Genomic DNA, 14,083 nt, shown 5'->3' on the forward strand with positions numbered 1-14,083 from the left:
CACTGGACCGAGTTGGACCAGCGGGCCGTCGACACCGCCCGCGTCCTGGCCGCCGATGCCGTACAGAAGGTCGGCAACGGCCATCCGGGTACGGCGATGAGCCTGGCGCCGGCCGCGTACACCCTCTTCCAGAAGGTGATGCGGCACGACCCGTCCGATCCCGACTGGGTGGGCCGCGACCGCTTCGTGCTGTCCGCCGGTCACTCGTCGCTGACCCTCTACACGCAGCTGTACCTGGCCGGCTTCGGCCTGGAGCTGTCGGACCTCGAAGGCTTCCGCACCTGGGGCTCGAAGACCCCCGGTCACCCGGAGTACGGCCACACCAGGGGCGTGGAGACCACCACCGGTCCGCTGGGCCAGGGTGTCGCCAACGCCGTGGGCATGGCCATGGCCTCCCGCTACGAGCGCGGTCTGTTCGACCCGGAGGCGCCGCAGGGCGAGTCCCCCTTCGACCACTACATCTACTGCATCGCCGGTGACGGCTGCCTCCAGGAGGGCATCTCCGCCGAGGCGTCCTCGATGGCCGGCCACCAGAAGCTCGGCAACCTGATCCTGCTGTGGGACGACAACCACATCTCGATCGAGGGCGACACCGAGACGGCCGTCTCCGAGGACACCGTCAAGCGGTACGAGGCGTACGGCTGGCACGTGCAGCGGATCGCCCCGAAGCCGGACGGCGACCTGGACCCGCACGCCATCTACAACGCGATCGAGGCGGCCAAGGCGGTCACGGACCGGCCGTCCTTCATCGCGATGCGCTCGATCATCGCCTGGCCCGCCCCGAACGCGCAGAACACCGAGGCCGCCCACGGCTCAGCGCTGGGCGCCGACGAGGTCGCGGCCACCAAGCGCGTCCTCGGCTTCGACCCGGAGAAGAGCTTCGACGTCGCCGAGGAGGTCATCGCCCACACCCGGCAGGCCCAGGAGCGCGGCGCGGCCGCCAAGGCCGAGTGGGAGAAGTCCTTCCAGCTGTGGCGTGACAACAACGCCGAGCGGGCCGCCGACTTCGACCGCATCGCCGCTGGCGAGCTACCCAAGGGCTGGGAGGAGAAGATCCCGGTCTTCGAGCCCGGCAAGGGCGTCGCGACCCGTGCCGCCTCCGGCAAGGTGCTCCAGGCCCTCGGCGCGGTGATCCCCGAGCTGTGGGGCGGTTCCGCCGACCTCGCCGGGTCGAACAACACGACCATCGACAAGGACAGCTCGTTCCTGCCGGCGGACAACCCGCTGCCGGGCGCGGACCCCTACGGGCGCACCATCCACTTCGGCATCCGCGAGCACTCCATGGCCGCGGAGCTGAACGGCATCACCCTGCACGGCAACACCCGCGTCTACGGCGGTACGTTCCTCGTCTTCTCCGACTACATGCGCAACTCCGTCCGCCTGTCGGCGCTGATGCACCTGCCGGTGACCTACGTGTGGACGCACGACTCCATCGGCCTCGGCGAGGACGGCCCGACCCACCAGCCGGTCGAGCACCTCGCCTCGCTGCGCGCCATCCCCGGCCTCAACGTCGTACGTCCCGCCGACGCCAACGAGACCGCGATCGCCTGGCGCGAGATCCTCCGGCGCTACACCAAGGTGTTCGGCAAGGGCGCCCCGCACGGGCTCGCGCTGACCCGCCAGGGCGTGCCGGTGTACGAGTCCAACGAGGACACCGTCAAGGGCGGTTACGTCCTGTTCGAGGCTTCGAACGGAGCCCCGGAGGTCATCCTCATCGCCACCGGTTCCGAGGTGCACGTCGCCGTCGAGGCGCGCGAGCGCCTGGAGGCCGACGGCGTCCCCACCCGTGTGGTGTCCATGCCGTGCGTGGAGTGGTTCGAGGAGCAGGACCAGGGGTACCGGGACAGCGTTCTGCCGCCGTCCGTCAGGGCTCGCGTCTCGGTCGAGGCGGGCATCGGTCTCACGTGGCACAAGTACGTGGGCGACGCCGGCCGCATCGTTTCCCTGGAGCACTTCGGTGCTTCCGCGGACGGCAAGGTGCTCTTCCAGGAGTTCGGCTTCACTGCCGAGAACGTGGCCGACAAGGCCCGGGAATCCATCGCCGCCGCCCAGCGCTGACGCTCATATACGACACGTAGGAGATGTAATTCCATGACAGACGCACTCAAGCGCCTCTCCGAAGAAGGCGTCGCGATCTGGCTGGACGACCTGTCGCGCAAGCGGATCACGTCCGGCAACCTCGCCGAGCTGATCGACCAGCAGCACGTCGTGGGCGTCACCACCAACCCGACGATCTTCCAGAAGGCGATCTCGCAGGGCGACGGCTACGACCAGCAGGTCTCGGACCTCGCCGCCCGCAAGGTCACCGTCGAAGAGGCCATCCGCATGATCACCACGGCGGACGTCCGCGACGCCGCCGACATCCTGCGCCCGGTCTTCGAGGCGACCGACGGCCAGGACGGCCGGGTGTCGATCGAGGTCGACCCGCGCCTGGCGCACAACACCAAGTCGACCGTCGCCGAGGCCAAGCAGCTGGCCTGGCTGGTGGACCGGCCCAACACCCTCATCAAGATCCCGGCCACCGAGGCGGGCATCCCGGCGATCGCGGAGGTCATCGGCCTCGGCATCAGCGTCAACGTCACGCTGATCTTCTCGCTGGAGCGCTACCGCAAGGTCATGGACGCCTACCTGACCGGCCTGGAGAAGGCCAGGGAGCGCGGCCTCGACCTGTCGCAGATCCGTTCGGTGGCGTCGTTCTTCGTGTCCCGGGTGGACACCGAGATCGACAAGCGCCTCGACGGGATCGGCACCGACGAGGCGAAGGCGCTGCGCGGCAAGGCCGCCGTCGCCAACGCCCGGCTCGCCTACCAGGCGTACGAGGAGGTCTTCTCCTCCGACCGCTGGAACGCGCTGGAGTCCGCGGGCGCCCGCAAGCAGCGTCCGCTGTGGGCCTCCACCGGCGTGAAGGACCCGGCGTACAAGGACACCATGTACGTCGACGATCTGGTGGCGCCGAACACGGTGAACACCATGCCGGAGGCCACCCTCTTCGCGGTCGAGGACCACGGCGAGATCACCGGCGACACGATCACCGGCACGTACGAGCAGGCCCGCGCCGACCTCGACGCCGTCGAGGCGCTCGGGATCTCGTACGACGACGTGGTCCAGGTCCTGGAGGACGAGGGCGTCGAGAAGTTCGAGGCGTCCTGGAACGACCTGCTCAAGTCGACCCAGGCGGAGCTGGAGCGCCTGGCCCCCTCGGAGGGCTGACATCTTGTCAAGCAGCAACCCGCTGCGTGACCCCGCCGACCGACGGCTCCCGCGTATCGCGGGGCCGTCGGGCCTGGTCATCTTCGGCGTCACGGGCGACCTCTCCCGCAAGAAGCTCATGCCCGCCGTGTACGACCTCGCCAACCGGGGTCTGCTGCCGCCGGGCTTCTCCCTGGTCGGCTTCGCCCGCCGTGAGTGGGCCAACGAGGACTTCGCCGCCGAGGTCCACGACGCCGTCAAGGAACACTCCCGCACCCCGTTCCGCGAGGAGGTCTGGCAGCAGCTCATCCAGGGGATGCGCTTCGTCCAGGGCACCTTCGACGACGACGACGCCTTCGAGCGGCTGCGCTCCACCATCGAGGAGCTGGACAAGGCGCAGGGGACCGGCGGCAACTTCGCCTTCTACCTGTCCGTGCCGCCGCGCTCCTTCCCGGTGGTCATCCAGCAGCTGAAGAAGCACGGGCTGGCCGACCAGTCCGGCGGCTCCTGGCGGCGCGCGGTCATCGAGAAGCCCTTCGGCCACGACCTGAAGTCGGCCGAGGAGCTCAACAAGGTCGTGCACGAGGTGTTCGAGCCGGACCAGGTGTTCCGGATCGACCACTACCTCGGCAAGGAGACCGTCCAGAACATCCTGGCGCTGCGCTTCGCCAACACCATGTTCGAGCCGATCTGGAACCGGTCCTTCGTGGACCACGTGCAGATCACCATGGCCGAGGACATCGGCATCGGCGGCCGCGCCGGCTACTACGACGGCATCGGCGCCGCCCGTGACGTCATCCAGAACCACCTCCTCCAGCTGATGGCCCTGACCGCCATGGAGGAGCCGTCCTCCTTCGACGCGGACGCGCTGGCCGCGGAGAAGGAGAAGGTGCTCGGCGCCGTACGGCTGCCGAAGGACCTGGGCAGGTCGACCGTGTTCGGCCAGTACGCGGCCGGCTGGCAGGGCGGCGAGAAGGTCATCGGCTACCTCGAAGAGGACGGCATCGACGCCAAGTCGAAGACCGACACCTACGCCGCCGTGAAGGTCGAGGTCGACAACCGCCGCTGGGCGGGCGTCCCCTTCTACCTGCGCACCGGCAAGCGCCTCGGCCGCCGGGTCACCGAGATCGCGGTGGTCTTCCAGCGGGCGCCGCACTCGCCCTTCGACCACACCGCCACCGAGGAGCTCGGGCAGAACGCGATCGTCATCCGCGTCCAGCCCGACGAGGGCATCACGGTCCGCTTCGGCTCCAAGGTGCCGGGCACCTCGATGGAGATCCGGGACGTGTCGATGGACTTCGCCTACGGCGAGTCCTTCACCGAGTCCTCCCCGGAGGCCTACGAGCGGCTGATCCTGGACGTGCTGCTGGGCGACGCCAACCTCTTCCCGCGCACCGAGGAGGTCGAGCTGTCCTGGAAGATCCTCGACCCGATCGAGGAGTACTGGGACAAGCACGGCAGGCCCGCGCAGTACAAGTCGGGCACCTGGGGTCCCGTCGAGGCCGACGAGATGCTCGCACGAGACGGACGGAGCTGGCGCCGGCCATGAAGATAGACCTCACGGACACCACGGCCGGCCAGGTCAACAAGGCGCTGGTGCGGGGCCGCCGGGCCATCGGCACGCCCGCCGTGGGCATGGTGCTGACCCTTGTCATCGTCACCGACGAGGAGAACGCCTACGACGCCCTGAAGGCGGGCGGCGACGCCTCGCACGAGCATCCCTCGCGCACGCTGGTCGTCATCAAGCGCGTCTCCCGCTCGCCCCGCGACCGTACGGCGTCCCGGCTGGACGCCGAGGTCCGGGTGGGCGCGGACGCGGGCACCGGCGAGACGGTGGTGCTCCGGCTGCACGGCGAGGTCGCCGACCACGCCGACTCGGTCGTCCTGCCGCTGCTGCTGCCGGACGCCCCGGTCGTCGTCTGGTGGCCGGTGAACGCCCCGCTCGACCCGGCGAAGGACCCGCTGGGCGCTCTCGCCCAGCGCCGGGTCACCGACACCTACGCCTCCGAGCAGCCGGTACGGGAACTGTCCGCCCGCGCGGACACCTACACCCCCGGCGACACGGACCTGTCCTGGACCCGGATCACCCCCTGGCGCTCGATGCTGGCGGCGGCCCTGGACCAGGTGGTCTGCGAGGTCAAGGCCGTCGAGGTGGAGGGCGAGGAGTTCAACCCGAGCTGCGAGCTGCTCGCGATGTGGCTCGCGGACCGGCTGGACGTCCCCGTCAAGCGGTCGCTCTCCGCGGGCCCCGGTCTGACGGCGGTCCGGATGCACACCAGCGAGGGCCCGATCGCGCTGGACCGCGCGGACGGTTCCCTCGCCACCCTCTCCATCGACGGGCAGCCGGACCGCGCGGTGGCGCTGAAGCGCCGGGACACCGCCGAGCTGATCGCGGAGGAGCTGCGCCGGCTCGACCCGGACGACACCTACGCGTCGGCGCTGCGGTTCGGCGTGGAACGGCTGAACGCGTCGTCGGCCGCCGTGCCGCCGGACCCGGCCCCGGACCCGGACCCGTCGCCCAAAGGAGAACCGGTCACCGTCGCGGCGGCTCCCGAAGCCGCTGCCGAGGCTCCCACGACAGAGGCGGCGCAGGAACCGGCACCGCTGAAGAAGAGGGCGAAGGCGACATGAGCACTCCCCAGCTGGTCGTGCACCACGACAAGGAACTGATGGCGCAGGCCGCCGCGGCCCGTCTGATCACGAAGATCGTGGACGCCCAGGCCTCCCGGGGCGAGGCGTCCGTGGTCCTCACCGGCGGCCGCAACGGCAACGGCCTGCTCGCGGCGCTGGCGGCGGCACCGGCCAGGGACGCCGTGGACTGGAGCCGGCTCGACCTCTGGTGGGGCGACGAGCGCTTCCTGCCCGAGGGCGACCCGGAGCGCAATGTCACCCAGGCCCGCGAGGCCCTGCTCGACCAGGTCCCGGTGGACCCGAAGCGCGTGCACGCCATGCCCGCGTCGGACGGCCCCTGGGGTACGGACGTGGACGCGGCGGCCGAGGCCTACGCGGCGGAGCTGGCCGCCGCGGCCGACCCCGAGAACCACGGTCCGGTGCCGACCTTCGACGTCCTGATGCTGGGCGTCGGCCCGGACACCCACGTGGCCTCGCTCTTCCCGGAGCTGCCCGCGGTCCGGGAGACGGAGCGCACGGTGGTCGGCGTGCACGGCGCGCCCAAGCCGCCGCCGACCCGGGTCTCCCTCACCCTTCCCGCGATCCGCTCGGCCCGCGAGGTCTGGCTGCTGGCGGCGGGCGAGGACAAGGCCGAGGCCGTCGCCATCGCCCTCTCGGGCGCGGGCGAGATCCAGGCCCCGGCGGCCGGCGCCAAGGGCCGCCAACGCACCCTGTGGCTCCTGGACACGACTGCGGCGGCCCAGCTGCCGAGGTCGCTGTATCCGCCGGCCTCGCCGTGAGAACCCTCGCTTGAGAAGAACCCGTACGGCCCCTGGCCGTACGGGTTCTTTCACGTCAGGACCGCCTTGGCCGGGCCGTCTCGGGCCGCCTTGGGCCTACCGCCCGCGCAGCTCCCGGTACTTGGCCACCAGTGCCTTCGTCGACGCGTCCAGGCCGGGTACCTCCGCGCCCTCGGTCAGGGCCGGTTCGACGCGCTTGGCGAGCACCTTGCCCAGCTCGACGCCCCACTGGTCGAAGGAGTCGATGTCCCAGACGGCGCCCTGGGTGAACACCTTGTGCTCGTAGAGGGCGACGAGCTGCCCGAGGACCGACGGGGTCAGCTCGCGGGCGAGGATGGTCGTCGTCGGGCGGTTGCCCTCGAAGGTCTTGTGCGGGACCAGTTCCTCGGCGACGCCCTCCGCGCGGACCTCGTCGGCGGTCTTGCCGAAGGCCAGCGCCTGGGTCTGGGCGAAGAAGTTGGCCATCAACAGGTCGTGCTGCGCCTTGAGTTCACCACTCAGCTCGGCGACCGGCTCGGCGAAGCCGATGAAGTCCGCCGGGATCAGCTTCGTGCCCTGGTGGATCAACTGGTAGTAGGCGTGCTGCCCGTTGGTGCCCGGGGTGCCCCAGACGATCGGCCCGGTGGTCCAGTCGACCTCCTTGCCGTCCCGCGCCACGTGCTTGCCGTTGGACTCCATGTCCAGCTGCTGGAGGTAGGCGGTGAACCTGGAGAGGTAGTGGCTGTACGGCAGCACCGCGTGCGACTGGGCGTCGTGGAAGTTGTCGTACCAGATGCCCAGCAGGCCCAGCAGGAGCGGGACGTTGCTCTCGGCGGGCGCGGTGCGGAAGTGCTCGTCGACCAGGTGGAAGCCGTCCAGCATCTCGCGGAAGCGGTCCGGGCCGATGGCGATCATCAGGGAGAGGCCGATGGCGGAGTCGTAGCTGTAGCGGCCGCCGACCCAGTCCCAGAACTCGAACATGTTGGCCGTGTCGATGCCGAAGTCCGACACCTTCTCGGCGTTCGTGGAGAGGGCCACGAAGTGCTTGGCGACGGCCTCCTGACCGGCCTTCAGCTCGCCCAGCACCCAGTTGCGGGCAGACGTCGCGTTGGTGATCGTCTCGATCGTGGTGAACGTCTTGGAGGCGATGATGAACAGCGTCTCCGCCGCGTCCAGGTCGCGGGTGGCCTCGTGCAGGTCGGCGCCGTCGACGTTGGAGACGAAACGGACCGTGAGGTCGCGGTCGGTGAAGCTGCGCAGCACCTCGTAGGCCATCGCGGGGCCGAGGTCGGAGCCGCCGATGCCGATGTTGACGACGTTGCGGATGCGCTTGCCGGTGTGGCCGGTCCAGGCACCCGAGCGGACCCGGTCGGCGAAGTCGGCCATCTTGTCGAGAACCGCGTGCACCTGCGGCACCACGTTCTCGCCGTCGACCTCGACCACCGCGTCGCGCGGGGCGCGCAGGGCGGTGTGCAGCACCGCGCGGTCCTCGGTGACGTTGATCTTCTCGCCGCGGAACATGGCGTCCCGCAGCCCGAACACGTCGGTGGCGGCGGCCAGCTCCCGCAGCAGCCGCAGCGTCTCGTCGTTGACGAGGTGCTTCGAGTAGTCGATGTGGAGGTCGCCGACCTGGAGGGTGTAGCCGGTGCCACGCCCCGGGTCGGCGGCGAACAGGTCCCGCAGATGGGTGCCGGCCAGCTCCTCGCGGTGCTTGGCGAGCGCGGTCCACTCGGGCGTCTGGTTGAGCCTGGTACGGCCGTCTGCGTTCATGTGCGACTTCAGCCTTCTTCCTTGCACCTGTCCTGTTGCACGGCTGCCCCGCCTGCCGGTTCCAACCTAGTTGATCAGCGCGGGACACCGCCTGCCGTCACGCTGTCCGGCGGCGCAACAACAGGTACGTCCGGCCGGCGCACCGGTATCAACGAGGTGACGGCCAGTCCGAAGAGGGCGGCGGCGAGGAGCGAGGGCCCGTTCAGGCCGACGGCGCCGGCGACGGCTCCGCCCAGCAGGGCGCCGAGCGGAGCCCCGGACGTGGCGCAGGTGCGGAAGGCGGCGGCGATCCGGCCGGTCATCGACTCGGGGGCGCGTTGCTGCATCAGCGTGATCTGGTTGACGTTCCACACCATGCCCATCGCGCCGAGCAGCAGCATGCCGGCGACCAGGGCGCCGAGCTGCCGGACGGTGCCCATGAGGACCAGGGCGGCCGTCTGGACCGTGCCGGCGACCAGCAGGGCCCGCGGCCGGCCGGTGCGGCGGGCGACGCGCTGGGCGAGGAAGCCGCCGGCGATGCTGCCCGCCGAGTAGGCGGTCATGGCCGCCGCGTATCCCGCGGTGCCCGCGTGCAGCCAGCGCGTCACGTGCAGCACCAGGGTGGCGATCAGGGCGCCCATGCCGATGTTGCAGAGCAGGGTGGAGACGCAGACCGCGCGGAGCGCCCGGTCCTGCCACAGGGCGCGCAGGCCTTCGCCGATCTCGGTGCGCAGGGTGCTGCCGGCCGGGCGTGGCGGCCGGTCCGGGGGCCGGGTGCGGAGCGAGGCGACCAGGGCGGCGGCGACCAGATAGGTGCTCGCGTCGGCCGCGAAGGGCATGAACGCGCCGGCCGTGAGCAGCAGCGGCACCAGCGGGGCGCCGAGCAGGCCGCCGGCGACCTGCTGACCGGTCATCAGCCGGGCGTTGGCTCCGCCGAGGGCCTGGCGGTCGACCAGGGCGGGCAGCAGGGCCGTGGACGCGTTGTCGAAGAGCGTCTGGAGGGTGGTCAGCGCGAAGGTGAGCACGAGCAGCAGCGGGATCGAGGCGTGGCCGAGGCCCACGGCGAGCGCGAAGGCGGCCACGAGCAGCCCTCGGACCGTGTCCGCGGCCCACATGGCGCGCCGCTGGTCCACCCGGTCCGCGACGGCACCGCCGAGCAGCCCGAACAGCAGCCACGGGACATAGCCGCAGGCGGTCACGGAGGCGATGGCGAGCGGGTCGTCGGTCAGCCGCGCGGCCAGCAGGGGCAGCGCGGCGGTCCGTAAGGCGTCCCCGAACCGGGAGACCACGGCGGCCGTCCACAGCCGTCCGAATCCCCCGCGCCACGCGGGTGCCCGCTCCCCCGTCGTCACCGTCGCCCCCTCATGATTCGCCGATGTGCAAACCGTAGAGGGCACCACTGACAACGGACCGGGACCCGGCCGCGGAGACGACTGCGGCCAGGCGCCCGAAGGCGCCCGGCCGGGGTCAACTCCTAGATCTCGCCGCGCAGTTTGGCGAGCGCCTCGGCGAGGATCGCCTCGCCGTCCGCGTCGCTGCGCCGCTCCCGTACGTACGCGAGGTGCGTCTTGTACGGCTCGGTGCGCGGCGGGTCCGGCGGGTTGTCCCGGTCCTGGCCGGCCGGGAAGCCACAGCGCGGGCAGTCCCAGGTCTCGGGCACCTGCGCGTCGCTGGCGAAGCTGGGCTGCGTCTCGTGCCCGTTGGAGCACCAGAAGGAGATGCGCAGACGCGGCGCGGACTCGCCGCGCTCGGCCTCGCCCATCGGCCCCGCCCCGACCCGGCTACCTCGGATCGCGTTGCCACTTGCCACGGTGTAACTCCCTGCGTGATGGTGCCGCGAAGCGAGTCGGCGTGTCGCTTCGTTGCGAGCGCCTCAGTCTACGTAAGGCCCAACGCGCGTCCAGTGTTGGGAGTTACCGTCCCCGCACCTAGACGCAAGCCCCATGATAGGCCGCGCTCAGGGGCGCGTACCGAACATGGGGCCTTACGTGCGGATTGTGCGTGTGTGCGAGCCGCGGATCAGCTGTTCGTCTTCATCAGCATGCCGAGGACGATGATGCTCGCGAACCACAGCAGACCGATCACCACGGTGATCCGGTCCAGGTTCCGCTCGGCGACCGAGGAGCCGCCCACGGAGGACTGCATGCCACCACCGAACATGTCGGAGAGGCCGCCGCCCTTGCCCTTGTGCATCAGCACCAGCAGCATCAGCAGCAGGCTGAAGACGATCAGGGCGATCGAGAACCCCAAAACCACGGCTGGACCAACTTCCTCGGATACGGATGGACTGCGGGGCCGGAGCCTGTTTGAAGTCTCACGTTCCAAATAACAGCTTCGGCCCCGCAAGGGTACGACGGATCGTCGCTACCGCCTACTCACGGGTGTGCTCACTGATCGCGGAAACGCACGATCTTGACGAACTCGTCCGCGTCCAGCGAGGCCCCGCCGACCAGAGCGCCGTCGATGTCGGCCTGCGCCATGATCTCGGCGACGTTGCCGGACTTGACGGAGCCGCCGTACTGGATGCGGACCTGGTCGGCCAGCTCCTGGCCGTACAGCTCGGCGAGCTTGGCGCGGATCGCGGCGCAGACCTCCTGGGCGTCACCGGCGCCGCAGACCTTGCCGGTGCCGATGGCCCACACCGGCTCGTAGGCGATCACGACCGACTCGGCCTGCTCGGCGGGGAGGTCCTTGAGGCCGCCCTCGACCTGGGCGAGGGTGTGGGAGACGTGGTTGCCCGCCTCGCGGACGTCCAGCTCCTCGCCGACGCACAGGATCGGGGTCAGACCGTGCTTGTAGGCGGCCTTGACCTTGGCGTTCACCGTGTCGTCGGTCTCGTGGTGGTACTGGCGGCGCTCGGAGTGGCCGATGACCACGTAGGTGCACTTCAGCTTGGCCAGCATCGGGCCGGAGATCTCGCCGGTGTAGGCGCCGGAGTCATGGGCCGAGATGTCCTGGGCGCCGTACTTGATCTTGAGCTTGTCGCCGTCGACCAGGGTCTGCACGGAACGCAGGTCGGTGAAGGGCGGCAGGACGGCGACCTCGACGGCCTCGTAGTCCTTGTCCGCCAGGGCGAAGGCGAGCTTCTGGACGTGCGCGATGGCCTCGAGGTGGTTGAGGTTCATCTTCCAGTTGCCCGCCATGATCGGCGTGCGCGTGCTCATGTAGGTCAGTCCTCCAGTGCGGCGAGGCCGGGGAGCGTCTTGCCCTCGAGGTATTCGAGGGAGGCGCCGCCACCGGTCGAGATGTGTCCGAACGCGTTCTCGTCGAAGCCGAGGATGCGCACGGCGGCGGCGGAGTCACCGCCGCCGACGACGGTGAAGCCCTTGGACTCCACGAGGGCCTGGGCGACCGCCCGGGTGCCCGCGGCGTAGTCGGGGTGCTCGAAGACGCCCATCGGACCGTTCCAGAACACGGTCTCGGCGTCGGCGAGCTTCGCGGCGTACAGCGCGCCGCTCTCGGGGCCGATGTCGAGCCCCATCTGGCCGGCCGGCATGGCGTCCGCGGCGACCGTGGTGGGGTTGCCCGGGGCCTTGGTCTTCAGGTCCGGGAACTCGGGGGCGACGACGGTGTCGACGGGCAGGACGAGCTCGACGCCGGTCTTCTCCGCGCGCTCGATGTACTCGGTGACCGCGTCGAGCTGGTCCTCCTGGAGGAGGGAGCTGCCGATCTCGTAGCCCTTGGCCTTCAGGAAGGTGTAGGCCATGCCGCCGCCGATGAGGATGCGGTCGGCCTTGCCGAGGAGTTCGTCGATGACGGCGAGCTTGTCGGAGACCTTGGCGCCGCCGAGCGCGACGACGTAGGGGCGCTGGACGTCCTCGGTGAGCTTCTTCAGGACGCCGACCTCGGTGGCGATCAGGTAGCCGGCGTAGTGCGGCAGCCGGGCCGGGAGGTCGTAGACGGAGGCGTGCTTGCGGTGCACGGCGCCGAAGCCGTCGCCGACGTAGACGTCCGCGAGGGCGGCGAGCCGGTCGGCGAACTCGCCGCGCTCGGTGTCGTCCTTGGCGGTCTCACCGGCGTTGAAACGCAGGTTCTCGATGACCGCGACCTGGCCGGGCTCGAGGCCGTTCACCGCGTCGTGGGCGGCGGGGCCGACGGTGTCCTGGGCGAACGCGATCGGGGCGCCGAGCAGCTCACCGAGCCGTTCGGCGGCCTGGAGCAGGGAGAACTCCGGGTCCGGGGCGCCCTTGGGGCGGCCCAGATGGGAGGCGACGACCACCTTGGCGCCCGCGTCGGCGAGCGCCTTGACGGTCGGCAGGACGGCGCGGATGCGGCCGTCGTCGGTGATGAGGCCGCCGGCCATCGGCACGTTGAGGTCGGCGCGGACGAAGACCCGCTTGCCGTCGACGCCTTCGGCGAGGAGTTCGTCGATCGTCTTCATGGTTGGGGACTCCTACAGGAGGGCTCTTGATCGTACGAGGACTGATCGAACCGTAGACGGCGGGTCGATCCTTACGTGCGTCAGGGCTCGGGCAGCGCGACGGTGCGCTGCCCGAGCCCTGCTACCGCATCGAGGTGCGTGCTCGGTCGATCAGAGCTGGTCGCCGACGAAGACCGTGAGGTCGACGAGGCGGTTCGAGTAGCCCCACTCGTTGTCGTACCAGCCGAGGATCTTCACCGTGTTGCCCTCCTGGACCATGGTCAGGGAGGAGTCGAAGGTGCAGGAGGCCGGGTCGCCGACGATGTCCGAGGAGACGATCTCGTCCTCGGTGTACGACAGGTAGCCCTTGAGGTCGCCGCCGTCGGCGGCCTTCTTGAACGCGGCGTTGACCTCGTCCTTGGTGACCTCGCGCTGGAGGGTCACGACCAGGTCGGTGGCCGAGCCGGTCGGGACCGGGACGCGCATCGCGATGCCGTCCAGCTTGCCCTTGAGCTGCGGGAGGACCAGGGCGGTGGCCTTGGCGGCACCGGTGGTGGTCGGGATGATGTTCTCGGCGGCGGCACGGGCGCGGCGCAGGTCCTTGTGCGGGAAGTCCAGGATGCGCTGGTCGTTCGTGTACGCGTGCACCGTCGTCATCAGGCCCTTGACGATGCCGAAGTTCTCGTCGAGGACCTTCGCCATCGGCGCCACACAGTTGGTGGTGCAGGAGGCGTTGGAGATGACGTGGTGGTTCGCCGGGTCGTACTTGTCCTGGTTGACGCCCATGACGATGGTGATGTCCTCGTTCTTGGCCGGAGCCGAGATGAGGACCTTCTTGGCGCCGCCCGCGATGTGCTTGGCGGCGTCCTCCTTGTTGGTGAAGATGCCGGTCGACTCGATGACGATGTCGACGCCAAGGTCGCCCCACGGGATGTCGGCGGGGTTGCGCTCGGACAGCACCTTGATGGTGTGGCCGTCGACGGTGATCGTGTCGGCGGTGTGCGACACCTCGGCCTTGAGGCGGCCGAGGATCGTGTCGTACTTCAGCAGGTGCGCGGTGGTCGCGGTGTCACCCAGGTCATTGACAGCCACGATCTCGATGTCAGCGCCCTGCTCCAGCAGCGCGCGGAAGTAGTTGCGACCGATACGACCGAAGCCGTTGATGCCTACGCGGATCGTCACGAACCGATCTCCTCGTTGGTACGCCGGCCATGCGGTGCCGGCGAGCTGTATTTGGGATGTCCCCGACCACCCACGACCCTACCTCCCTGAGGCTCCCCTGGTGACATCCAGATGCCCCATACACGGCGAGGCGGTCCGTACCCGCCAGTAGGGGTACGGACCACCTCGGATCGTGGGCCGGATCGCCCCGTTCTGTCAGGGAATGCCGACCACT

At 70.1% G+C, this 14,083-nt stretch carries 12 protein-coding genes; 5 read left to right on the forward strand and 7 right to left on the reverse strand.

Annotation, left to right across the window (positions count from 1 at the left end; translation table 11 throughout):
• The 5 genes from tkt to pgl all read left to right on the forward strand — a co-directional run.
• The coding region (gene tkt / locus MB828_RS45325; RefSeq protein ID WP_301653266.1) for a transketolase at positions 1-2,058 on the forward strand (2,058 nt) is incomplete at its 5' end.
• Positions 2,059-2,091: 33 nt separating this feature from the next.
• Entirely contained in the window at positions 2,092-3,210 is a 1,119-nt protein-coding gene (gene tal, locus MB828_RS45330) for a transaldolase (RefSeq protein WP_301653267.1), read from the forward strand.
• Positions 3,211-3,214: 4 nt separating this feature from the next.
• Positions 3,215-4,738 carry a glucose-6-phosphate dehydrogenase gene (gene zwf / locus MB828_RS45335; protein WP_133027017.1) on the forward strand — a complete coding sequence of 508 codons (1,524 nt, stop codon included), beginning with the start codon at positions 3,215-3,217 and terminating at the stop codon, positions 4,736-4,738.
• A complete protein-coding gene (gene opcA / locus MB828_RS45340; protein ID WP_301653268.1) occupies positions 4,735-5,820 on the forward strand; it encodes a glucose-6-phosphate dehydrogenase assembly protein OpcA in 1,086 nt (361 codons plus the stop codon). The genes zwf and opcA overlap by 4 nt, the downstream gene beginning before the upstream one ends.
• On the forward strand, positions 5,817-6,599 hold the full coding sequence (gene pgl, locus MB828_RS45345) for a 6-phosphogluconolactonase (RefSeq protein ID WP_133027019.1): 783 nt from the start codon (positions 5,817-5,819) through the stop codon (positions 6,597-6,599). Before opcA ends, pgl begins: the two co-directional genes overlap by 4 nt.
• 96 nt (positions 6,600-6,695) lie before the next feature.
• Here the strand turns inward: pgl and pgi are convergent, their stop codons facing one another.
• The 7 genes from pgi to gap all read right to left on the reverse strand — a co-directional run bounded on the left by pgi (position 6,696) and on the right by gap (position 13,869).
• Complete coding sequence (gene pgi, locus MB828_RS45350) at positions 6,696-8,348, reverse strand: glucose-6-phosphate isomerase (RefSeq protein WP_301653269.1); 1,653 nt, start codon at positions 8,346-8,348, stop codon at positions 6,696-6,698.
• Positions 8,349-8,422: 74 nt separating this feature from the next.
• Positions 8,423-9,616, reverse strand: coding sequence for an MFS transporter (locus tag MB828_RS45355; protein ID WP_301653429.1), 1,194 nt, complete (start codon positions 9,614-9,616; stop codon positions 8,423-8,425).
• 185 nt (positions 9,617-9,801) lie between these two features.
• Complete coding sequence (locus MB828_RS45360) at positions 9,802-10,089, reverse strand: RNA polymerase-binding protein RbpA (RefSeq protein ID WP_007448238.1); 288 nt, start codon at positions 10,087-10,089, stop codon at positions 9,802-9,804.
• Between the two features lie 257 nt (positions 10,090-10,346).
• A complete protein-coding gene (gene secG / locus MB828_RS45365) occupies positions 10,347-10,577 on the reverse strand; it encodes a preprotein translocase subunit SecG (RefSeq protein WP_207920894.1) in 231 nt (76 codons plus the stop codon).
• A 137-nt stretch (positions 10,578-10,714) separates the two neighbouring features.
• Positions 10,715-11,491 carry a triose-phosphate isomerase gene (tpiA, locus tag MB828_RS45370; RefSeq protein ID WP_301653270.1) on the reverse strand — a complete coding sequence of 259 codons (777 nt, stop codon included), beginning with the start codon at positions 11,489-11,491 and terminating at the stop codon, positions 10,715-10,717.
• 5 nt (positions 11,492-11,496) lie between these two features.
• Positions 11,497-12,708 (reverse strand): phosphoglycerate kinase, encoded by a 1,212-nt coding sequence (locus tag MB828_RS45375; RefSeq protein WP_133027024.1) that lies wholly within the window; start codon positions 12,706-12,708, stop codon positions 11,497-11,499.
• Between the two features lie 150 nt (positions 12,709-12,858).
• Positions 12,859-13,869 (reverse strand): type I glyceraldehyde-3-phosphate dehydrogenase, encoded by a 1,011-nt coding sequence (gene gap / locus MB828_RS45380; RefSeq protein ID WP_133027025.1) that lies wholly within the window; start codon positions 13,867-13,869, stop codon positions 12,859-12,861.
• Positions 13,870-14,083 lie beyond the last annotated feature (214 nt).

It is taken from the genome of Streptomyces arenae, from assembly GCF_022343545.1.
Taxonomy (GTDB): Bacteria; Actinomycetota; Actinomycetes; order Streptomycetales; family Streptomycetaceae; genus Streptomyces; species Streptomyces humi.

Excerpts from the sequence above, each read along its gene's own strand:
- pgi (WP_301653269.1), bottom strand. The coding sequence starts at position 8,348 with ATGAACGCAGACGGCCGTACCAGGCTCAACCAGACGCCCGAGTGGACC.
- MB828_RS45360 (WP_007448238.1), bottom strand. The coding sequence starts at position 10,089 with ATGGGCGAGGCCGAGCGCGGCGAGTCCGCGCCGCGTCTGCGCATCTCC.
- opcA (WP_301653268.1), top strand. The coding sequence starts at position 4,735 with ATGAAGATAGACCTCACGGACACCACGGCCGGCCAGGTCAACAAGGCG.
- tpiA (WP_301653270.1), bottom strand. The coding sequence starts at position 11,491 with ATGAGCACGCGCACGCCGATCATGGCGGGCAACTGGAAGATGAACCTC.
- pgl (WP_133027019.1), top strand. The coding sequence starts at position 5,817 with ATGAGCACTCCCCAGCTGGTCGTGCACCACGACAAGGAACTGATGGCG.
- MB828_RS45375 (WP_133027024.1), bottom strand. The coding sequence starts at position 12,708 with ATGAAGACGATCGACGAACTCCTCGCCGAAGGCGTCGACGGCAAGCGG.
- tal (WP_301653267.1), top strand. The coding sequence starts at position 2,092 with ATGACAGACGCACTCAAGCGCCTCTCCGAAGAAGGCGTCGCGATCTGG.